Below are 20,611 nucleotides of genomic sequence, written 5' to 3'. Positions count from 1 at the left end.
AGCCTTACCTCATCAAGGAACGGGGTTGGTGTTGTCCAGCCAGCCAAGCAAGGCCTTGTGAAACTGCGCCGGTTCTTCCATCTGCGGCGCATGGCCCATGCCGGGGAATTCGACCAGGGTCGACTGCGGAATCAGTTTTGCCACCTGCTTGCCGAGCACATCGTAATGACCGATTTTCGCCTTGACCTCAGGCGGCGCAATGTCCTTGTTGATGGCCGTGGTGTCGGCGGTGCCGATCAGCAGCAGGGTCGGCACCTTCAGGTCCTTGAGCTCGTAGTACACCGGCTGGGTGAAGATCATGTCGTAGATCAGCGCCGAGTTCCAAGCCACCTGGGTTTTTCCAGGGCCCTTGGCCATGCCCGCGTACATGTCGACCCAGCGGTCGAACTCAGGTTTCCAGCGGCCATCATAGTAGGTGCTGCGCTGGTAGTCGTGGATGCCTTGGGCGTTTACTTTCAGTTCGCGCTCATACCATTGATCGACTGTGCGATAGGGCACGCCGAGGGCTTTCCAGTCTTCCAGGCCGATGGGGTTGACCAGCGCCAGCTGCTCAACTTGCTCGGGATATTGCAGCGCGTAACGGGTGGCAAGCATGCCGCCGGTGGAATGCCCGAGCAAGGTGGCTTTCTGGATGCCGAGGGCCTTGAGCAGTTGTTGGGTGTTGCTGGCCAGTTGCTGGAACGTGTACTGATAATTGTCCGGTTTGCTGGACGTACAGAAACCGATCTGGTCCGGGGCAATGACCCGGTAGCCGGCATCGCTCAGGGCCTTGATCGAGGTCTCCCAGGTGGCGCCGCAGAAGTTCTTGCCGTGCATCAGCACCACGCTGCGGCCGTTGGCCTTGCCATGGGCCGCCACGTCCATGTAGCCCATTTGCAGGGATTTGCCCTGGGACTCGAACGCAAAATGCTTGACGGTGTAGGGGTATTCGAAGCCTTGCAGCTCGGGGCCGTAGGCCGGGCCTTCGGCAGCGATGGCGGGCAGGGCGGCGGTCAGCAGCAGACCGGACAGCCAGCTTGAGCGGGTAAGGGGCATGGATGAACTCCGTGGAAAATCCGCCGATACTGAATCGGCATGATTAGGGCGACATTAAACAGGCAATCGCCGCGGCACTTGGTTCAACCCATCCACCCCAGGGTGGCCAAGGCGAGCGCGCCATAACGGGCACCCTTGGCCAGGGTCACGATCAGCAGGAAGCGCCCCAGCGGTTCGCGCATGACGCCGGCCACCAGGGTCAGAGGGTCACCGATCACCGGGAGCCAGCTGAGCAGCAACGACCAGTGGCCGTAACGTTGATAGTGACGACGGGCGTGTTCCAGGTGTTTGGCGCTGACTGGAAACCAGCGCCGGTTCTGGAAGCGTTCGATGGCGCCGCCCAACCACCAGTTCACCACTGAACCGAGGACATTCCCCAGCGTGGCGACCGCCAGCAGCAACCACAGCCAGTGCCGATCGCTGAGTATCAGGCCAACCAGCACCGCTTCGGACTGCAGCGGCAGCAAAGTCGCTGCACCGAATGCAGCCAGGAACAAGCCGAAGCAGGCGGTGAAAATCAATGGGCGGGGTAGTCCGCCACCACCACATCGGTGCCGTCCTTTTTCAGGCCGATCACTTGATAGGCATCGCTCATGCCGTCCATTTCCATACCCGGCGAGCCCATGGGCATGCCCGGGGCGGCAACGCCCAGCAGGTCATCGCGCTTGCTCAGGGCCAGCACCTGATCGGCCGGCACATGGCCTTCGACGAATTTGCCGTTGATCAAACCGGTGTGGCACGACGCCAGGCGCGGCGGAACGCCATGTTGTTGCTTGAACTCGCTCATGTTGCTTTCGACGTGGTCTTCAACCTTGAAACCGTTGGCTTCGAGGTGGCTGATCCATTTCTTGCAGCAACCGCAATTGGCATCCCGGTGGACCTCGATCGGGATCAGGTCGGCGGCCTGGGCCAGGGAAGCAATGAACAGGGCGCCCAAGGCAGCCAGACGTAAAGGGGTTCGCATGAGGGAAGGGGTCTCGGGTTGCGGGCGAAGGATTATATTTTGAAGGTTTTTTGCGGGTAGGCGTTCCGAGTGTGTTTCGAAGTGCTACCGAGTTGGTTGGCCTTATTATCGTAGATCAAGGCTGTCAGATGGATGAGGGGAAGATTACGAGTTTGTCAGGTTGGCTGTTGTTTGGTGACGGTGTACATATCCGTTCCTGCGGTAACGGCCACTTATGGTTTCGCCCTTACGGCGAGTCACTTGGAAAAGCCCCAAGTAACCAAGGGCTCTTGCCCCTGGCGTTCGGTGCCTCGCTAAGGCTCGGCATACCCTCGCTCCGGTCCTGCTCCGTGGGTCGCCGCGATGGGCCATCCATGGCCCAGCGCGGCTAAACCGGCATCCTTGCCGGTTTACCCACTGCGCAGAACCTCCACTCGGCCTCTCGAGGGGGCAAGAAAATCAAAAGCCAAAGCAGAGCAAAAGCAGAGCGAGGCGGCCTTAAAGCCGACCTGATCGGGAGCCGTACGCAATTCCCTGTAGGAGCCAGGCTTGCCGGCGAAGAACGATAACGCGGTACAACAGATACACCGCAGCGTCTGGTTCGCCGGCAAGCCTGGCTCCTACAGGGGATCGGGGGTATCTGCAAAAGTCAGGTCGGCTTTAAGGCCGCCTCGCTTTGGCTTTAGATTTTGGGCGCCCCGTTAAACCACGCTGGCCGAACGCAGGCATTGCGCAGTGGGGAATGGCCCATCGCGGCGACCCACGGAGCAATGCCGGAGTGAGGGCATGCCGAGCCTAGGCGAGGCACCGAGTGGTGGGGCAAAGCCTTTTGCTTACTTTTTGGCGTTTGAAAAAGTGAGTCGCCGTAAGGGCGAAACCATAAGTAGCCGTTACCGCAGCAACGGATATGTACACCGAAAAAAGAGTCACCTGTCAGGCCCCAGCCCCCGCGATAAAGCTAAAAATCTTCATCGGCTGTAACATAGCCACCGCCCATCCCCACCATACGGCAGGAGCCCGGGCATGCAGGCGCATACACAGCGGATACATTTTTTCAGATTCAGGAATTGCCAATGACTCAGTCGCAACGTTTGAAATACTCGATTCTGATCTCCCTCGTGGTACTGGGAATCATGTTTGGCCTTTCGTATTTGCAGAACACCGGCGTCATCAGCGAAAAACTGTTCCAGTACATCGCCATTGGCGTGGCGGTGGTCGTGGTGGTCGTCAACGGCGTGATGCGCCGAAAGGTCAAGCCCTGAGCGGCAGCCCCGGGCCTGGCTCGATCAGTCGTTGTGCAGCAGGGCGGCGGCCCGCGGGTGAAGGCTGTAGCTCTTGTCCGCATTGAGGACAATCACGCCTTCGCTGCACAAGCGTTTCAACACTTCGCGCACACTCAGGAACGACAGGGGAATATCCAGTTCCAGCAAGTGCGTGTGCACGCCACGCACCCCCAGGCTGCGGTCGTTTTCGGCGGCCGAGAGCAAGGCGTCGATGACTTTCAGACGAATCAGACTGGTGCGCAGGCCAAAGCTCTTGAGCAGGAGGCGGATCCGCTCGTTGCCGTGGCGCTCGGTACGCTGGTCGAAAACACCGACTCCAACGGAAGTGCCCTTTGACGCGTTGCTACCGTCCGTTGGCAGTTGCGAGTTGTACATGGCGAAAACTCCTTTTCAGAGCCTGATCGGGAAAAATTGGGCGCTCTTACCTGATAAGACGTATGAGCGACCCAAATCATGAAGACTTGAATGTAGAAATTTCGTCGTCATGACGTGAAATGCGGTTCGGGACCGCCATCCAGCCTCCTAAATTTTCCTCGTTTGCTTCGTCCCTAGAAGAATGCGCAGTGCGTGTCTGTACGCAGAACTGTAACCATCGTTTTTCGATCAGGAGCAAGTGTGATTATTTCCAGCCAGTTAGCCAGGATGAGCCTGGCGGGTGTGTGCCTGGGGCTGAGTCTTGCGGCGAATGCGCGCAGTGAGCCTGAGCAGGCCAGTGCCGATATCCGCCGGACCAGTTTCGGTGTGCCGCATATTCGGGCCGAGAACGAGCGCGGGCTTGGTTATGGCATCGGCTATGCCTACGCTCAGGATAACCTGTGTTTGCTGGCCAATGAGATCGCCACGGTGAACGGTCAGCGCTCACGGTTTTTCGGCCCGGACCAGTTCACTGTCGAGGAGCGTGAAAACCGCGTCAGCGATCTGTTTTTCACCTGGTTGAACACCCCGCAGGCCGTCGATGCCTTCTGGCAGGCGCAAACCCCGGAAGTACGGCAGCTGATGGAAGGATATGTGGCCGGCTACAACCGCTTCCTGGACGAACGTCGGGCCCAGGGTTTGCCGCAGCAGTGCCAGGGCGATTGGGTCAGGGAGATCACCAGCATGGATCTGGTCAAACTGACCCGCCGCCTGTTGGTGGAAGGTGGCGTTGGGCAGTTTGCCGAAGCCTTGACGGGCGCGACGCCACCGGCTGCGGTCGCGGGCAACAAAGGCAAAGGAACAGCTTTTCAGGTGGCCGACATGCGTATGCAGCGCTTCGCCCTCGACCGCGGCAGCAACGCCGTCGCGGTGGGCAGTGAGCGCTCGTTCAATGGCCGCGGCATGTTGCTGGCCAACCCGCATTTTCCGTGGGTCGGTGGGATGCGTTTCTATCAGATGCACCTGACCATCCCCGGCAAGCTGGACGTGATGGGCGCCGCGTTGCCCGGCCTGCCGATGATCAACATTGGCTTCAACCAACACCTGGCCTGGACCCACACCGTGGATTCGTCCAAGCATTTCACCCTGTATCGCCTGCAGCTCGATCCCAAGGACCCGACCCGTTACCTGCTTGATGGCAAATCCCTGCCGATGCACAAGCAGACACTGACCGTTGACCTCAAGCAGCCCGACGGCTCGGTCAAGGCGGTTTCCCACGTGGTGTATAGCTCGCAGTTCGGCCCGATCGTGCAATGGCCTGGCAAGCTGGACTGGGACAACCAGTACGCCTACAGCTTGCGCGACGCCAACCTGGACAACGACCGGGTGTTGCAGCAGTGGTACGCGATGAACCGTGCCGGCAACCTCAAGGAGTTCCAGGCCTCGGTCCATGAAATCCAGGGCATCCCGTGGGTCAACACCCTGGCGGCGGATGATCAGGGCCAGACGCTGTACATGAACCTGTCGGTGGTGCCGAATGTCAGCCGCGAAAAACTCGCGCAGTGCAGTGACCCTCGGATCGGCTTGCAGATGATCGTCCTCGACGGTTCCAACAGTGCCTGCGCCTGGGATATCGACCCGCAAGCCGCACAAAAAGGCATCTATGCGGCGGACAAGTTGCCACAACTGTTGCGCAAGGACTTCGTGCAGCATTCCAATGATTCGGCCTGGCTGGCCAACCCGGCGCAGCCGCTCACCGGGTTCTCGCCATTGATCAGCCAGGACAGCCAACCCTTGGGCCTGCGCGCGCGCTTTGCCCTCGATCGCCTGGGTAAACTGGCCAAGTCGGGGCCGATCGCGGCAGCGGATCTGCAACACATGGTGCTGGACGACCAGGTGTATCAGGCGGCGCAAGTGATGCCGGACCTGTTGCAATTCTGCGCGTCCGACCTGGGGGCCGATGCGCAGGCGCTGGCGCCGCTGTGTGCCAGTCTCAAGGCGTGGGATGGCAAGGCCAATCTCGACAGCGGCGTGGGCTTGGTGCATTTCCAGAACATCGTGGAACCGCTGGAACAGCTGCCCGATGTCTGGCGCGTGGCGTTCGATCCGCTGGACCCGCAGCACACGCCGCGCGGCCTGGCGATTGAGCGTGCGCCGGTAGCGCAGGCGCTGCGCCAGGCGATGCTGGCATCGGCAGAACAGGTCAAGGCGTCAGGGCTCAGGAAAGACACGCGCTGGGGCGATGTCCAGGTGGTCAGCAGCGGCGGGGAGCAAACGCCGATCCACGGCGGGCCGGGTACGCTGGGCGTCTACAACGCCATCCAGAGCGTGCCCAGGACCGACGGCAAACGCGAAGTGGTCAGCGGCACCAGCTATCTGCAAGTGGTGACGTTCGATGACAAGGGCCCGCAGGCCAAGGGATTGCTGGCGTTCTCGCTGTCGAGTGATCCGGCCTCGAAATACGCCCGGGACCAGACGCTGGCGTTTTCGCAGAAACAGCTGAGTGTGTTGCCGTTCACCGAGCAGCAAATCAAGTCCGATCCGGACTATCAGGCGCAAACTATCCGCGAGCAGGACGCCAAGGTGGCGGCTCACTAGGTTGGCGGGTATTTGATCGAGACATGAAGGCCGCACCCCGCAAGGGTGGCGGCCTTCAGCTTTTCGGGGCTTGCTGCGGAATCGAGTTGAGAACCGGGTTGCCGTCCTTGTTGCGGGTCAGGTAGACCGGCAGCACCTTGGGCAGGGACGTCACCAGGGTATTGAGTTCCTTGATGTTGTAGATGCCGCCGATGCGGATTGCGCCGGTACTGTTGTCGGCGACCACCAAGGGGTTTTCCAGGTAACGGTTGATCAACGGCAGGGCATCGTTGAGCGCCAGGTCGTCGAGCACCAGTTTGCCGCTGCGCCAGGCCAGCGAGTTGTCGTTGTCGTAGGTCTGGCTGATCCGCGGCATGTAGTCGCCATGGCCGTAGCTCGCTTGCATCGAAGGGCCAAGCCTCAAGCCGTCCCCCGGCAGGTCATCGTTGCTGCTGACCAGTACCGAGCCTTCGATCAGGTTCACTTTGACCTGGTCTTCATACATCCAGACGTTGAATTTTGTCCCGGTGACGCGGATCCGGCCTTCGGCGGCCTTGACCACGAACGGGTGGGATGTGTCGTGACTGACGCTGAAAAAGGCTTCGCCTTTGCCCAGGGTGACCTGGCGTCGATCCTTGTAGTTGCTGTAGGTCAACTCGCTGCCCAGGTTCAGTTCCACCTGGCTGCCGTCCTTCAAGGTGACCTGACGCACATTGTCGGTCGCCTCGAAGTGTTGGTACGAATCGGGCAGCCACCCCAGGTTCCAGCCGCTGTAAGCCGCCAACGGCAGCGCCAGTGCGCACACGGCCGCCGCCATGCCGACAGTGCGCCAGGGTGTCCGGGTGGGGCGAACCATTGGCACAATGTTGGATTCGGGGCGTGGCAGGTCGCCTGCAACGTCCCAGATTTCCAGCATGGCCTCGTATTCGACCAGGTGCAGCGGATGAACATCCAGCCACTGCTCGAATGCCTGCCGCTCCGAAGCGGTGCAGTCAGGTGCATGCAGGCGCATGCACCAATGCGCGGCGGCCTCGGTGATGGCGTCAAACTGGGCTTGTGAGAGTGGGCTGTCGGTCATTGACTCATCCTGATTTCCCGCATTCTAACCTTGAGGGCAGTCGACGAGAACAGCCGTCATGGCATTTACCCATCAAACGGCTGTTTATTTTCCGCCGTCAAGGTGTATTGACGTGTAACTCGCGTCCGAGATGGCTGATTAACCAGGCCACGCTGTCGGCATTTCCAAGTTGTACCGCCAGCCGGGTCAGTGAATTATGTTTGAAGATGTCGCGAGCACCGGCCAGGTTGTCTGCGCCGGTCAACGCCAGAATATGCGTCCTTACCCGATCGGTATCTTCAAATGTGGTACTTCCCGGGTCTTCCCACTCGCCGGTGTCGGGATCCTGAGTCATGAACAATCGAGTGTAAGGCGTCTCTTTTGCCAGTGCGGTGTTCTGAACGTCGGTCAATGCATCCTTGAGAGCAATGGCGGTCGCGCTGGCCGTGCCGATCAGGTCGGGGAAGGGTCTGCCAGGGTCCAGGTAGGAAATGTCCTCGGTTTTACAAGCAATGTGTGAAAGCTCGTGCAGGAGCGTTATCGCCCGGGCATGCGTGTGGATCGGGAACGTGGTGTCGGAAAGATGTCGGCGGTAATGCTCGAAATCGGGGTCGAAGAATCTTTCTCCCAGATAGATCGTCTTCGTTTTGTCCTTGGGTACGATAAAGCCGAATGTACTGTCTGCGCTGTCGATTACCCTGCCGACGACAAAGCGATCGGACTTGGCCTTTCTAAGTGTGGGGTCCAGCAAGGCGCTAAAGATATCGCCCACGACCTTTTCCAGCTTTTGCACATGCGCGGGCAGCACCTCTGGCACATCGATGAAACGCTTGATGAGTTGATGCACGGGGGTGTCCGTGTCGTCGGCGTTGTTCAGCAACTGCAGGTTTTGAAAGCAGGTCCAGGCATAGCTCGTTGCCTGGTCCAGCGCCTGGTCGATCTGTCTGGCCTTGTGCGGGAAAATACGTCGAATCTGCGGCATTCCACGGGCGTCGACGTTCATGCCGTCCCAAGCCGCCTCCAGCGCATCCAGCCGACTGATAAGGCCGAATTGCGGTGTCGGTGCTTTCCGGTCGAGCACCCACTGTTTCGATGTGTTTTGCCGCAGATAAGGGCCGAGCTTCTGGGCGCTGGCGATGCGCCATTGAGTGCCGCGTTTGGCCACCGGAAATACCTTGCCTTCCACCGGCCCGTAAAGTTGCCTGGTCGTCGGATGCGCGTAGAGGCCCGGCGTTGAGTCAGGCTTGAGCGCACCCAGGTCAACGTGGAGGTTTTCATGGCGCTGTAACTTTGTGCGCTCGGGGGCGGTGACCTTGATGTCCTGCCATTTGCAGGCAGCTTCGGGTTTTTCTTGCTCCGCATCAGTCGACGTAGAGGTCGACAGCGCGTGAGTGTCCAGCGATTGGCGCAACGAGGCGAGTTGAGCGATGCCGCTGATGAACGCCCTGATGGCCGCCCCCCATTTGTGCGTTTGCAGGTCTTCGGCGGATTGCTTGATGTCCAGGTAGCTGTGGTACACCGTGACAGGGTAGGCGAGCTTGCCCATGAAAAACGAATACGCCGCGTGCAGGTCTTCACCCAGAACGTGCTTGATGGTTGCCCATTGACTCTGTTTCCTGTCATCGGACTGACAACCGAGCAATCGGCCCAATAACGCGGCATTGTCATTGAACAAGTGCCCGAACAGGTGCCCCTTGATTGGATTGGACGCCAGCGTGACCTCGGTCTGCGTGGCCACCGACCCGGCTCTTTTAGCCCGGTTGCCGCGCGTTGCCATCCGGGTCTCCAGTGAAAACCGATCAAGATTCCTCAGGTTCATGAGGACCCAATCAAGCAATGCGCCGCGCGACTTCAGCTCTGCCAGCAGCTGGGTTTCGCTGGCGTATTCCTTTATCCCGTGTCGTGGACTGTGAGGGGCGACAAGCACCTGCGGCGCTGTGCTGTCGGCCGATGAACCGATCAGATAGACGCCTGGCACCTTGACGGTTTGTCCGCTCCTGACGCCGAGCAACTCCAGGGGGCGGATGATCGCATGGGCCCCCTCGACGGCTTTACGGGCGATGGCATCAGGCATGTCCATGACCTGGCGGATCAGGTCGAAACCGGTTTCGCTCAGGCGTTCCTGCAGTTTTTCCACGTGGGCGTGGTGCATCAGTTGCCAGGGCAGTTGCTTGTAAAAACGTTGCCTGCGATCGGCATTTGCCACGGTGTCTGCAAGGGCCGCGCTGAGTATTTTTTGCTGATGCTCACCGGGTTTCAGGTCGCGTATCAGGTCTTTGACATAACGTTCGTTCATGCCCTCTGGAATGACCGTGGTGTCCAGCGACGTCAGTTTGAGGGAGACCGTGTCCAGGTCCTTGAGATGCGCCAGCGCAAACTCGGTCAGGGTCTGGTTGCGGGGCGCAGACCAGGGGCTCGCGATCTGGACCTGGACCTTGTCCGGATCAAGGTTGAAACCGTCTGCCTTGAGCTGTTGTTCCAGTTCATGGTGGGCGGTGCGCGGTAATGAGCGGATGCCGCTGAGGTAATCCTCGTCGTCCTTGACGTTGTTCTGGTATTGCTCAAGCAGTTCGCCATGCAGGATCAGCTCTTTGATCGGTGCCTTGGCCAGCCAGGTCGGCAGTTTTTGCTGGGTGATCAGGGACTGGGCGATGTCGGTCGCATGGCTCAGCCCGGTCATGGGCTCGCGCAGGGCCACCAGATTGAGCAGGCTGGCCAGCGGCGCAGGGGCGAGCGGGGTGGCCAGTGCACGGGTGACGAAGGCCTGGTCCAGATCAACGAAGGGTTTTTGCAAATTGTCGAGAAAATGCCCATGGACCCGTTGCAGCGGCGCCAGCGTGTAGGCCTTGCCTGGCGATCGCTCGCTGCGACCGAGGTTTTCCAGAAGCATGCAACGATGATTGTCGTCCTTGAGGCGCCGTTCCAGCTCGTCCTTGAGCGGCGTCAGTGCCTTGAACGCTTCAAATCCCAGTGCCGGCGTCCACAAGATGGCCTTGCCCGAATGCACCGGATCCAGGCCGCCCCGTTCGGTCAGGACAAAACAACTGGCCAGCTTCAGCGGGGTTACAGCGGCGCCAGCCTTCAACGCGAGGGAGAAGACCTCCGGAAAAAAGCCGTTCAACGCCGCTCGTTGCACGCGTGTAGGCGTATCGAGCACGGTTTTGATGATCGCCTGTTCCGTCGCACCCAGGGTGCGCGAGACGGCGCGAAGCTTCAATTCACTGCGCAGTGCCGTTGCCAGGGTATGGGTAAAACTTGACTGCAAATCCGCCAATGATGAACTGACGAGGTTTTGTGCCTCGGAGAATGTGCTGGCTGTGGTGGGAATGGCCGGGTGTTTTTCAAGGCGTTGATCGAGCGCCTGTTCGACCGAGCCCAGCAGCGACAGCTCCGTTTTGGCCAACCCGCCGCGCACTATGGCCGGTCGTGCGCTCATGCGTCGGTCCGGACGAGTGCTCCAGCGTCCTGCGCTGTCGCGCAGCAGCAAGCGCTGATCGATCAACCCCCGGACGTCCAGGGCATTGTCGAGTAAGGCATGAGGGTCCTGCGTGCCTTCGCTTTCACGGTAAAGGCTCAAGGCATTGCTGAGGTTTTGCCGTTGTTTATCGATGATGTCAGCCATCACGCTAGCAAACACCGCGCCGACGACGGGCTGACCGACGAGCACCCAATCGTTCGGCTCCAGTTCAGTAAACGTGCTGCGTTCGTCCAGTGACATGAAGTTGAGCAGCGTGTCTTCATGCCCTTCGCTTCTGAGCATCTGTCGCAGGATTGTTTTCACCGCCGACAGGTTGCTTGTGACGTCGACGCCTCGGGACGGGCTGTAAAGGAAACCGAGGGTGTTCGCGCGACCGATCATCAGGGTCGAGGCAAGCTCCGCGAAAGGTTTGAGGGGGGCGGTGATCCGCACTTTTTCGATGCGAAGGGGATCGCCCGTGGCCGGGGCGAGGCTGACCTTCATCAGTTGCAGGTATTGCTCTGTGGTCAGAGTGCCCTGTTGGCGCTGGTACAACAGCTTCGCGTGAAAAGTGTCGCGCAGGCCCTCGGCGAAAAAAGCCTGGCGCGCCAGGCCATTGCCCATGGGCGTGTTCCAGAATGTCTCAAGCAGGCTTGGGAGGTCGTCCAGCATCGATTGCAAGGTGGGCATCTTGACCAACTCGCCCGCCATCGCCTTGAGGTTTTTTTCCTGCTGTTGCTTGAGCGTGAGTTCCTGATCTGCGAATACCGCGCCTTCGATTTCGCGGGTGGCGATGTCGAGTTCCGTGGCAGCGGCCAAGGGCAGGCGTTGTTCGATGGAGAGGAACCGCAACAGTTCACGTTTTCCAGTGGCCTGCGCCAGCCATTCCTTGAGTTTGCTCTTGAGCTCGGCCATACCCGCGAATTTGCTCAAGCCTTTCCACGGTGTGTAGAGCGTGACTTCGCCATCGTTGGGCCGGCTCATGATAAAGGCGCCGGCCAGTGGATTGCCGGTCTCGTCGGCCAAAGACAACAGCAGCTGAAAGGCCAGCATCGGTTTTTCATGGGCTTTGCGGGCTGCCTGGGTCGGTAGATAAACCGTGTTCAGCCAGTCCAGATCGTCCAGGGTAAAGCCCAGCGCGGTTTCCCGTTCGCCGAGTGGCGTGGTACTGGATGCAGACAAGGCTTCGTCAAAAAAATACGGCAATGCAGTTGTCGTCATGGTGTTTCCTCGATGGGCTGCGACGGTGTTCAGCGCAGGTCGTTGGGTCGAGGGGCAACAGTAGGGGCCGGGAAAAGGCGGGGTGCGGTACATATTGCTTGTGCGAGAGACTTGACAGGACGGCGGTAAGAAAGCACTTAATCGACCTGTTGCCCGCCTCTAACAATAAAACTGGAGCTTCAGATGACCGCTTCGCCTGAAATGGCAGTCAGTTCGGCCAACTCAACCCTGGATTTTGATTCTCTGGTGCTGTTGCTCGAACGCATTTTCGTTCGTCACGGCACCTCCACCGAGGTCGCCAAAACACTGGCCCTCAACTGCGCCGGTGCCGAGCGCGATGGCGCCCACAGCCATGGCGTGTTCCGTATTCCCGGCTACGTGTCGACGCTGAAAAGCGGCTGGGTCAATGGCCAGGCCAAGCCTGTGGTCGAGGACGTCGCCTCGGGTTTTGTCCGGGTCGACGCAGGCAATGGCTTCGCCCAACCGGCGCTCGCCGCCGCCCGCGCCTTGCTGGTAGAGAAGGCTCGCAGTGCCGGCATTGCGGTATTGGCGATTCGTAACTCCCATCATTTCGCGGCGTTGTGGCCGGACGTCGAGCCGTTCGCCTATGAAGGGCTGGTGGCATTGAGCGTGGTCAACAGCATGACCTGCGTGGTGCCGCACGGCGCCGATCGCCCGCTGTTCGGCACCAACCCGATAGCCTTCGCGGCCCCACGAGCAGGCGGTGAGCCGATTGTCTTCGACCTGGCCACCAGCGCGATCGCCCATGGCGATGTGCAGATCGCCGCGCGCAAGGGTGAACGCTTGCCGCCGGGGATGGGCGTCGATGGCCTCGGCCAGCCGACCCAGGACCCGAAAGCGATTCTGGAGGGTGGCGCGTTGCTGCCGTTTGGCGGCCACAAGGGTTCAGCGCTGTCGATGATGGTGGAGCTGTTGGCGGCGGCGTTGACCGGCGGCAATTTCTCGTTCGAGTTCGACTGGAAGAACCACCCGGGGGCCAAGACCCCGTGGACCGGCCAACTGTTGATCGTGATCGACCCGAGCAAGGCAGCCGGGCAGAGCTTTGCCGAGCGCAGCCAGGAACTGGTGCGGCAGATGCACGGTGTGGGGCTCAAGCGGTTGCCGGGGGATCGGCGGCATCATCAGCGGGCGAAGTCCAACGCTGAGGGTATTGCGCTGGATGCAGATACACTGGCGAATTTGCGGGAGTTAGCGGGGCTCTGACTGTAGGAGCGAGCCCGCTCGCGATGGACTTCTGGACGCCGCGTTTAACCAGTAAACACGTGTCTTCGTTAACGACCATCGCGAGCAGGCTCGCTCCTACAGAGGCCACGTTTCAACAGGTGGTCTCGCAGATTTAGCGGCGGCCCAACAACAAGCCCACGACCAACCCAAATCCTGCGGAAATGGCCACGGTCTGCCATGGGTGCCCGCCAATATAGGTCTCAGTGGCCTCCACCGCCGGCAGGGTCCGGGCGCGCACGCTGGTGACCGAGTCCCGTGCCTGCTGGAGTTTCTGGGCGATTTGTCCGCGAAGCGTGTCTGCTTCTTCTCCGACCAGTGACGCACTGCTCTTGAGCAGTTTCTCCGACTCTTCGATCAGTGACTGAAGTTCGCTGAAAGCCTGGTCCTTGATCTGGTCTTCGGCGGCTTGTGCGGCGGTTTTGCGGGCCATTGGGTGACTCCTTGCAGTTAATGGGCATTGAACAATGGAGTCCGGCGCGACGGAAAAAGTTGCAGTGATCTTGCGGGCGGACGCCATCCTGTTGAAAAATCCAGCGCAGGACATTTCCACCTACAGTGTAAGATGTCGCCTATTTACGCAGCAGGTAATTTCCATGAGTTTCAATCTGGCCGACAAACCCCTTGCCGAGCGCGCAGCGCTGGAAGACGAGAAATCCCGTCTGTTCGAACTCTGGCAGAACAACCTGGGCAAGGCCAAGGGCGAAGCCGCGCGGCTGTTCGGCGAGCGCGCCAAGCGCAAGGGCAAATGGGCCGAGTGGGTCCGCGCCGAGCTGGACGGCATGTCGCCACCGGAGTTCTCGAACATGGTGCGAAGCGAAGTCAATCGCTTGATGGCGGCCAAGTAACGCAGGGTTTTCACGCAAAACTCGCGACAATCGCCTCGCGCACTTTCAACACCACCGGATCGAGCTGAGTACTGGTGCGCCAGCCCAGTTCGATCGGATAACGCGGCAGCGCCAAGGGGCAGGGCAGCAGCGCCAGGCCGCTGAGCGCAGCGATGCTTCGGGCGGCATGGGCCGGAATGGTCGCCACCGCCTGGCTGCCCTTGAGCAGATGCGGCAACGCCGCGAAATGCGTGGTCGAAGCGCACACCCGCCGGCTCAGGCCCAACGCGGCCAATCCTTCGTCGGTGATCCCGATAAAGCCACCCGATGACACCAGAATATGTTCACGGGCAACGAACTCTTCAAGGTCGATGGTTTGCTGACCCGCGGCCAGGCTCATCGGGTCAACCAGGCACAGATAATCGCCTTCCCCCAAAACCTGACGACTGAGCAAGCGTTCGGCGAAGCCGCCGGCCGTGATTGCCAGGTCGATGCTGCGTTCCATCAACGCCTGGGCGACGATCTGGCTGTGGGTCTGGCGGAAGATCAGGCGCAATTTCGGCGCGCAGCGGGCGATTTCTTCGATCAAGCGGCGACCGTAGGCGATTTCGAAATCATCCGACATGCCCACCGTGACCGAACGCCCTTCGTAATGATGGGCTGCCGGATCGACCATCGCCAGGCTTTGCCGGCATTTGTTCAGCGCGTCGCTGACCACCGGTTTCAACTGATTGGCCTTGAGCGTCGGCGCCAGGCCTCGGCCGGTGCGTACGAACAATTGGTCGCCGTACAGCTCGCGCAGCCGACGCAGCGCCGCGCTCACCGCCGACTGCGTGACGCCCAGGCGCAATGCTGCACGACTGGCGCTGGACTCTTCGTGCAAGGCCTCGAAGACTTTGAGCAGGTTGAGGTCGACGGTGGCGATATTCATCAGGTTCATATCATTCAGCAGCGAACGGGGCTTTATTCATGATCCTGTAGCGCCTGAGAATGGGCAACACCCGATTCGAATGGAGTTAGCGTAATGCCCAAGTCAATCGTTGCTGCACTGCAAATTGGCGCACTGCCCGCTGGCAAGGCCGAGACCCTGGAGCAGATCCTCTCGTACGAAAACGCCATCGTTGAAGCCGGCGCGGCGCTGGTGGTGATGCCCGAAGCGTTGCTCGGCGGTTACCCGAAAGGCGAGGGGTTCGGCACGCAACTGGGGTACCGATTGCCGGAAGGTCGGGAAGCGTTCGCCCGGTATTTCACCAACGCGATCGATGTGCCGGGCGCGGAAACCGAAGCGCTGGCCGGGCTGTCGGCGCGTACGGGCGCCAACCTGGTGATCGGTGTGATCGAGCGTGCCGGCAGCACCTTGTATTGCACGGCGTTGTACTTCGATCCGCAGGCAGGACTGGTCGGCAAACACCGGAAACTGATGCCCACGGGCACTGAGCGACTGATCTGGGGCAAGGGCGATGGCTCGACCTTGCCGGTGATCGACAGCCAGGTCGGGCGGATCGGCGCTGTGGTGTGCTGGGAAAACATGATGCCGCTGCTGCGCACCGCGATGTACGCCAAAGGCGTGGAGGTGTGGTGCGCACCAACGGTGGACGAGCGGGAGATGTGGCAGGTGAGCATGCGCCACATCGCCCATGAAGGACGCTGCTTCGTGGTCAGTGCCTGCCAGGTCCAGGACTCGCCGCAAGCCCTGGGCATGGAGATCGCCAACTGGCCGTCGGATCGGCCGCTGATTGCCGGCGGCAGTGTGATCGTCGGGCCGATGGGTGACGTACTGGCGGGGCCGCTACGCGGAGAGCGGGGACTGCTCACCGCTGAAATCGACACCGACGACCTGGTCCGCGCGCGCTACGACTTCGACGTCGTCGGCCATTACGCGCGCCCCGACGTATTCGAGTTGAGCGTGGATGAACGCGCCAAGCCCGGCTTCCGGTTCAACACATAACCAGGTGGCTCAGCGGTTCAACTGTGCGACAACCGCAGGCGTGGCGGGTTCAGCCTTGGCCGGAACATCCGGATTTTCCATGACCTGGAGAATCGAGGCTTCCGGATCGAAATCGTCTTCTTCCAGCTCGATGAATTCCTCGGGCAAGAAGATATTCAAAACGATGGCGCACAACGCCCCAACAGTGATGGGCGATTCGAAGATGTTGTGCAGCGCTTTGGGCAGCTCGCGCAACACTTCCGGTACGGCGGCCACGCCAAGGCCCATGCCGATGGAAATCGCCACGATCAGCATGTTGCGCCGATGCAAGCCGGCCTCGGCGAGGATCTTGATCCCGGCCACGGCGACGGTGCCGAACATCACCAGCTCCGCACCGCCGAGCACCGGTTTGGGCATCAACTGCAGCACGGCGCCGATCATCGGGAACAGCCCCAGCAGGACCAACAGGCCGGCAATGAAAAATGCCACATAGCGGCTGGCCACGCCGGTCAGCTGGATCACCCCGTTGTTCTGCGCGAAGGTCACCATCGGCATGCTGTTGAACACCGCCGCCATGGCCGAGTTGAGGCCGTCGGCCAACAGGCCGGACTTGATCCGGCGAATGTACACCGGGCCCTTGACCGGTTGACGGGAAATCATCGAGTTGGCGGTCAGGTCGCCGGCCGCTTCCAGCGGCGACACCAGGAAAATCACCGCCACCGGGATGAACGCCACCCAGTCGAAGGCAAAGCCGTACTTGAACGGTACCGGCACGCTCATCAGCGGCACGGCCGGCAGACTGGCGAAATCGACGTGGCCCAGCAGCCAGGCGACGGCGTAGCCGAGGGTCAGGCCGATGACAATCGCGCCCAGGCGCAGGAATGGCACGTCGACCCGGTTCAACACCACGATGGTGCCGAGCACCAGGGCCGCCAGCCCCAGGTGACTGGCCGCGCCGAGGTCGGGGGCGCCGAAGCCGCCGGCGATGTCGGTCATGGCGACCTTGATCAGCGACAGGCCCATCAGGGTGATGATGGTGCCGGTCACCACCGGGGTGATCAGCATCCTCAGCTTGCCGATGAACTGGCTCAAGACCACTTCGATGAAGGCGGCAAAGAAGCACACGCCGAAGATCGTTGCGAGGATTTCATCGGTGCCGCCGCCCCGGGCCTTGACCATGAAACCGGCACTGAGGATGACGCTGATGAACGAGAAACTGGTGCCTTGCAGGCACAACAGACCCGAGCCCACCGGACCGAAGCGCCGCGCCTGGACGAAGGTGCCCAGGCCCGAGACGAACAGTGCCATGCTGATCAGGTAGGGGATTTCGCTCTGCAAACCCAGGGCGCTGCCCATGATCAGCGTCGGGGTGATGATCCCGACGAAGCTGGCGAGTACGTGTTGCAGGGCGGCGAACACGGTGGCGGTAAGGTGCGGGCGGTCGTCGAGGCCGTAGAGCAGGTCACTGTGGCGCGGGGTTTTTTCAGGGGAAGTCATGGTGGTTTGTGCGCCGGGAGGCGGGGCCGGGTCAGAAAAAGGACGCGCAGGATGCCAGAACGATCCAGTCACGGCAAAAGCAAAATCCTCAGGCAAACGCCGCGAGCAAATCCTCTTCAAACGCCTTCTGCGCATCCCCCGGCACTTGGGCGCGATGCCGAGCCAGGTGAAACGCCACCTCGAAACTCAAGCCATCGCGACGCACCGGCCGCAACAAACCCTTGTCTTCCCAACTGCGGGCAAAGTGACTGGGCAAATACCCCACATGCTTGCCGGACAGGATAAAGGCCAGGGTGCCTTCGACCTGTTCAGAGCGCGCCGAGCAGACCTTTCCTTGAAAGGGCTCGTCGCTGCGCAGGAAGCGGTAGGGGTGATCGACCCGGTCGCAGGCCTGGAGTGCCTGGTCATCGGGCGCCTCATCGGTGAACAGCGGATGGCCGACGGCGCAGTACAGGTGCTGGGTTTCAGTAAACAACTGGCGGTAGTCAAACGCACTCTGGATCTGCGAGAAATAGCCGATGGCCAGGTCCAGCCGTTGCTGCAGTAGCAAACGTTCCATGTCACCCGGCATGGCGCTCATCAACTCGATGCGTACCGACTCATCACGCTCGCGAAAGCGCCGGATCGCTTCGGCCACCCGCTGCAGCACCGACTGATCCAGCGCTTCGGACAAACCCAGGCGAACTTCGCCGATCAAACGCCCGGCCACGCCGTTGGATTGATGACGGAACGCTTCGATGGACTGGAACAGGCTGCGCGTTGCGCTGAGCAATTGTTCGCCTTTTGGCGTGATCCGAAAGCCGCCCTTGCCACGGCTGCACAAGCGATAGCCGAGGCGGGTCTCCAGCCTGGCCATTTGCTGGCTGATGCTCGACTGGCTCAGGCCCAGTTCACCCTGGGCTGCGCTGAAGCCACCGCACTCGACAACGCTGACAAACAGGCGCAGCAGTTGCAGGTCCAGGTCATGCAGTTGGCCGAGCATCAAACATTACTCCGGAATAATGTCAGGTTAATTAACTTGATATTTCACCAATGTAACCGAGGACGCATCCTGCAACCACTTCCTCAGGTCAGGTGTGCGTCATGGCTCCCGTGCTCAAGTATTGTGTCCCAACGCTGTTCCTCGCCATGGCCGCCGCGGCCCAGGCCGAGGACAAAGTCATCAACCTCTACAGCTGGGCCGATTACGTCGCCCCCGAAACCTTGCAGAGCTTCGAACAGGAAACCGGCATTCACGTGCGCTATGACACCTTCGATGCGCCGGAAGTGCTGGAAACCAAATTGCTCACCGGCGGCAGTGGCTATGACGTTGTGGTGCCCTCGTCCAGCGTCCTGGCCCGGGGCCTGGCGGCCGGTGCGTTGCAAGCCATTGCTCACGACGGCTTGAAGGGCTACGCCAACCTTGATCCGGATTTGCTGGAGAAACTCGCTGCGGTCGATCCCGGCAATCAATATGGCGTGCCTTATACCTGGGGCACCCTGGGTTTGGGGATGAATGTCGAGGCGGTCTCGAAACGCCTGCCGAACGTACCGCTCAACAGCCTGGACCTGCTGTTCAAGCCCGAGTACGCCAGCAAGCTCAAGGACTGCGGCATTGCGATCATCGATTCACCCCAGGAGGTGATCGGCCTGGCGTTGCATTACCTGGGCAAGGACCCCTACAGCACCGACAAGAAGGATCTGGACGCGGCGCAAGCGCTGCTGCATCAACTTCAACCTTCGGTGCTGTACGTCGCCAGCGGTCGACAGATCAACGACCTGGCCAATGGCAGCGTGTGCCTGGCCCTGGCTTACAACGGCGACGCCAGCATGGCCGCCGATCAGGCGCGCAAGGCCAACAAACCCTATGAAATCGCCTATCGGATTCCCAGGGAAGGCACCCTGGTGTGGCAAGACAACCTGGCGATCCCCAAGGACGCGCCGCACCCCGAAGCTGCGCGCCAGTTCATCGAATTCATGTTGCGCCCCGAATCCGTCGCCGCGCTGACCAACACGCTGTTCTTCGCCACCGCCAACCAGGCCGCGACGCCGCTGGTCGACGAGGCGGTGCGCACCGACCCGGACATCTATCCACCCGCCGAGATTCGTCAGCGCCTGTACGCCGACCGCAGCATGAGCCTCAAGGACATGCGCCAGCGTACCCGCGTGTGGACCACTTTCCGTAGCCGCCAATAACAAGGAGCCTTCAATGGACGTCCCAGTGCAGAACGATCAGGCCATCACCCGTGACAGCCTTTATGGAACCGCCGCCGAAAGCACCTACGCCGGCATCACCAGTTTCATGCGTCGACGCTACAGCCGCGACTTGCGCGGGGTCGACGTAGCGGTCAGCGGCGTGCCGTTCGACACCGCGACCAGCAACCGCCCCGGCGCCCGCTTCGGGCCACGGGGGATTCGCGCGGCGTCCACCGGGATTGCCTGGGAGCGCCACTGGCCGTGGACCTTCGACCCTTTCGATCACCTGGCAGTGGTCGACTTCGGCGATTGCGACTTTGATTACGGTTCGCCGCAGTCAACACCCGAATGTATCGAAGCCCACGCCGAGCACATTCTTGGTGCGGGCAGCGCGATGCTGACCTTCGGCGGCGATCACTTCATCACCTATCCTCTGCTCAAGGCCCATGCGCGCAAGCATGGTGCGCTGTCACTGATTCACTTCGACGCCCACAGCGACACCTGGCCGGACGAAGAGGGCAAGCGCATCGACCACGGCACCATGTTCTGGCATGCGGCCCAAGAGGGGCTGGTCGATCCGTCGCGCTCGGTGCAGATCGGCTTGCGCACCACCAACGACGATCACCAGGGCTTCCAGGTGCTGGATGCGCGACAGGTGCATCGACGTGGCGTCGATGCGATCGTCGAAGCGATTCGGGCAAGGGTCGGTGACCACCCGGTGTACCTGACGTTCGACATCGACTGCCTCGACCCGGCGTTCGCACCGGGCACCGGCACCCCGGTGTGTGGTGGCTTGAGCACGGTGCAGGCTCTGGAAATCCTCGGCGGCTTGCGCGGGATCAACCTGGTGGGCATGGACGTGGTGGAAGTGGCGCCGGCCTACGACAACGCCGACATCACCTCATTGGCGGCGGCGACGCTGGCGATGGAGATGCTGTGCCTTTATGCGGCGAAACATAAGGTCGACCAGTAACACACGCACATAGACTGTAGGAGCGAGGCTTGCCCGCGAACCG

General features: G+C 60.9%; 17 protein-coding genes. 7 read left to right on the top strand and 10 right to left on the bottom strand.

What is annotated here, in order from left to right:
- Positions 1-12 precede the first annotated feature (12 nt).
- The 3 genes from OH720_RS17800 to OH720_RS17790 all read right to left on the bottom strand — a co-directional run bounded on the left by OH720_RS17800 (position 13) and on the right by OH720_RS17790 (position 1,999).
- Positions 13-1,035 (bottom strand): alpha/beta fold hydrolase, encoded by a 1,023-nt coding sequence (locus tag OH720_RS17800; protein WP_272602253.1) that lies wholly within the window; start codon positions 1,033-1,035, stop codon positions 13-15.
- A gap of 83 nt (positions 1,036-1,118) precedes the next feature.
- Positions 1,119-1,553 carry a YqaA family protein gene (locus tag OH720_RS17795; RefSeq protein WP_272606474.1) on the bottom strand — a complete coding sequence of 145 codons (435 nt, stop codon included), beginning with the start codon at positions 1,551-1,553 and terminating at the stop codon, positions 1,119-1,121.
- Positions 1,553-1,999, bottom strand: coding sequence for a DUF411 domain-containing protein (locus OH720_RS17790; protein ID WP_272602252.1), 447 nt, complete (start codon positions 1,997-1,999; stop codon positions 1,553-1,555). Before OH720_RS17790 ends, OH720_RS17795 begins: the two co-directional genes overlap by 1 nt.
- A 1,052-nt stretch (positions 2,000-3,051) precedes the next feature.
- On the opposite strand from OH720_RS17790, the gene OH720_RS17785 reads away from it, so the two are divergent.
- Positions 3,052-3,240 (top strand): hypothetical protein, encoded by a 189-nt coding sequence (locus OH720_RS17785; protein ID WP_075945084.1) that lies wholly within the window; start codon positions 3,052-3,054, stop codon positions 3,238-3,240.
- A 24-nt stretch (positions 3,241-3,264) separates the two neighbouring features.
- Here OH720_RS17785 and OH720_RS17780 read toward each other — a convergent pair whose 3' ends face one another.
- On the bottom strand, positions 3,265-3,636 hold the full coding sequence (locus tag OH720_RS17780) for a fe2+ zn2+ uptake regulation protein (protein ID WP_180206652.1): 372 nt from the start codon (positions 3,634-3,636) through the stop codon (positions 3,265-3,267).
- A 240-nt stretch (positions 3,637-3,876) separates the two neighbouring features.
- Here OH720_RS17780 and pvdQ point away from each other — a divergent pair, with 240 nt between their 5' ends.
- The gene (gene pvdQ, locus OH720_RS17775; RefSeq protein WP_272602251.1) at positions 3,877-6,213 is read left to right on the top strand and encodes a bifunctional acylase PvdQ; all 2,337 of its coding nucleotides are present in this window, start codon (positions 3,877-3,879) and stop codon (positions 6,211-6,213) included.
- A 55-nt stretch (positions 6,214-6,268) separates the two neighbouring features.
- Here pvdQ and OH720_RS17770 read toward each other — a convergent pair whose 3' ends face one another.
- Together OH720_RS17770 and OH720_RS17765 are read right to left on the bottom strand one after the other, a co-directional pair.
- The gene (locus tag OH720_RS17770; protein WP_272602250.1) at positions 6,269-7,270 is read right to left on the bottom strand and encodes a FecR family protein; all 1,002 of its coding nucleotides are present in this window, start codon (positions 7,268-7,270) and stop codon (positions 6,269-6,271) included.
- 97 nt (positions 7,271-7,367) lie between these two features.
- Positions 7,368-11,927: a dermonecrotic toxin domain-containing protein gene (locus OH720_RS17765; RefSeq protein ID WP_272602249.1), complete on the bottom strand. Its 4,560-nt coding sequence runs from the start codon at positions 11,925-11,927 to the stop codon at positions 7,368-7,370.
- A gap of 183 nt (positions 11,928-12,110) precedes the next feature.
- On the opposite strand from OH720_RS17765, the gene OH720_RS17760 reads away from it, so the two are divergent.
- Positions 12,111-13,151: an Ldh family oxidoreductase gene (locus tag OH720_RS17760; protein WP_272602248.1), complete on the top strand. Its 1,041-nt coding sequence runs from the start codon at positions 12,111-12,113 to the stop codon at positions 13,149-13,151.
- Between the two features lie 133 nt (positions 13,152-13,284).
- Here OH720_RS17760 and OH720_RS17755 read toward each other — a convergent pair whose 3' ends face one another.
- On the bottom strand, positions 13,285-13,602 hold the full coding sequence (locus OH720_RS17755; protein ID WP_272602247.1) for a DUF883 family protein: 318 nt from the start codon (positions 13,600-13,602) through the stop codon (positions 13,285-13,287).
- A gap of 163 nt (positions 13,603-13,765) precedes the next feature.
- Here OH720_RS17755 and OH720_RS17750 point away from each other — a divergent pair, with 163 nt between their 5' ends.
- Positions 13,766-14,017 (top strand): hypothetical protein, encoded by a 252-nt coding sequence (locus OH720_RS17750; RefSeq protein ID WP_008061409.1) that lies wholly within the window; start codon positions 13,766-13,768, stop codon positions 14,015-14,017.
- 10 nt (positions 14,018-14,027) lie between these two features.
- Here OH720_RS17750 and OH720_RS17745 read toward each other — a convergent pair whose 3' ends face one another.
- A complete protein-coding gene (locus OH720_RS17745) occupies positions 14,028-14,936 on the bottom strand; it encodes a LysR family transcriptional regulator (protein ID WP_272602246.1) in 909 nt (302 codons plus the stop codon).
- 84 nt (positions 14,937-15,020) lie between these two features.
- Here OH720_RS17745 and OH720_RS17740 point away from each other — a divergent pair, with 84 nt between their 5' ends.
- Positions 15,021-15,944, top strand: a complete 924-nt coding sequence (locus OH720_RS17740; protein ID WP_272602245.1) for a carbon-nitrogen hydrolase family protein — start codon at positions 15,021-15,023, stop codon at positions 15,942-15,944.
- Between the two features lie 9 nt (positions 15,945-15,953).
- On the opposite strand, the gene OH720_RS17735 is transcribed toward OH720_RS17740, so the two are convergent.
- Both OH720_RS17735 and OH720_RS17730 read right to left on the bottom strand, forming a co-directional pair.
- Positions 15,954-17,420, bottom strand: coding sequence for a nucleobase:cation symporter-2 family protein (locus tag OH720_RS17735; protein WP_272602244.1), 1,467 nt, complete (start codon positions 17,418-17,420; stop codon positions 15,954-15,956).
- A gap of 88 nt (positions 17,421-17,508) precedes the next feature.
- Entirely contained in the window at positions 17,509-18,402 is an 894-nt protein-coding gene (locus tag OH720_RS17730) for a LysR family transcriptional regulator (RefSeq protein ID WP_272602243.1), read from the bottom strand.
- A gap of 101 nt (positions 18,403-18,503) precedes the next feature.
- Between OH720_RS17730 and OH720_RS17725 the strand changes: the two genes are divergently transcribed.
- Both OH720_RS17725 and speB read left to right on the top strand, forming a co-directional pair.
- On the top strand, positions 18,504-19,595 hold the full coding sequence (locus OH720_RS17725; protein WP_272602242.1) for a polyamine ABC transporter substrate-binding protein: 1,092 nt from the start codon (positions 18,504-18,506) through the stop codon (positions 19,593-19,595).
- A gap of 13 nt (positions 19,596-19,608) precedes the next feature.
- Positions 19,609-20,568, top strand: coding sequence for an agmatinase (speB, locus tag OH720_RS17720; RefSeq protein WP_272602241.1), 960 nt, complete (start codon positions 19,609-19,611; stop codon positions 20,566-20,568).
- Positions 20,569-20,611: the final 43 nt, after the last annotated feature.

This window comes from Pseudomonas sp. WJP1 (assembly GCF_028471945.1).
Lineage (GTDB): Bacteria > Pseudomonadota > Gammaproteobacteria > Pseudomonadales > Pseudomonadaceae > Aquipseudomonas.
The sequence above is the reverse complement of the archived record's forward strand: the minus strand, read 5'-3'. Positions and strand labels throughout refer to the sequence as shown.

Excerpts from the sequence above, each read along its gene's own strand:
- OH720_RS17800 (WP_272602253.1), bottom strand. The coding sequence starts at position 1,035 with ATGCCCCTTACCCGCTCAAGCTGGCTGTCCGGTCTGCTGCTGACCGCC.
- OH720_RS17790 (WP_272602252.1), bottom strand. The coding sequence starts at position 1,999 with ATGCGAACCCCTTTACGTCTGGCTGCCTTGGGCGCCCTGTTCATTGCT.
- OH720_RS17785 (WP_075945084.1), top strand. The coding sequence starts at position 3,052 with ATGACTCAGTCGCAACGTTTGAAATACTCGATTCTGATCTCCCTCGTG.
- OH720_RS17780 (WP_180206652.1), bottom strand. The coding sequence starts at position 3,636 with ATGTACAACTCGCAACTGCCAACGGACGGTAGCAACGCGTCAAAGGGC.
- OH720_RS17770 (WP_272602250.1), bottom strand. The coding sequence starts at position 7,270 with ATGACCGACAGCCCACTCTCACAAGCCCAGTTTGACGCCATCACCGAG.
- OH720_RS17765 (WP_272602249.1), bottom strand. The coding sequence starts at position 11,927 with ATGACGACAACTGCATTGCCGTATTTTTTTGACGAAGCCTTGTCTGCA.
- OH720_RS17760 (WP_272602248.1), top strand. The coding sequence starts at position 12,111 with ATGACCGCTTCGCCTGAAATGGCAGTCAGTTCGGCCAACTCAACCCTG.
- OH720_RS17755 (WP_272602247.1), bottom strand. The coding sequence starts at position 13,602 with ATGGCCCGCAAAACCGCCGCACAAGCCGCCGAAGACCAGATCAAGGAC.
- OH720_RS17750 (WP_008061409.1), top strand. The coding sequence starts at position 13,766 with ATGAGTTTCAATCTGGCCGACAAACCCCTTGCCGAGCGCGCAGCGCTG.
- OH720_RS17745 (WP_272602246.1), bottom strand. The coding sequence starts at position 14,936 with ATGAACCTGATGAATATCGCCACCGTCGACCTCAACCTGCTCAAAGTC.
- OH720_RS17740 (WP_272602245.1), top strand. The coding sequence starts at position 15,021 with ATGCCCAAGTCAATCGTTGCTGCACTGCAAATTGGCGCACTGCCCGCT.
- OH720_RS17735 (WP_272602244.1), bottom strand. The coding sequence starts at position 17,420 with ATGACTTCCCCTGAAAAAACCCCGCGCCACAGTGACCTGCTCTACGGC.
- OH720_RS17730 (WP_272602243.1), bottom strand. The coding sequence starts at position 18,402 with ATGCTCGGCCAACTGCATGACCTGGACCTGCAACTGCTGCGCCTGTTT.
- OH720_RS17725 (WP_272602242.1), top strand. The coding sequence starts at position 18,504 with ATGGCTCCCGTGCTCAAGTATTGTGTCCCAACGCTGTTCCTCGCCATG.
- speB (WP_272602241.1), top strand. The coding sequence starts at position 19,609 with ATGGACGTCCCAGTGCAGAACGATCAGGCCATCACCCGTGACAGCCTT.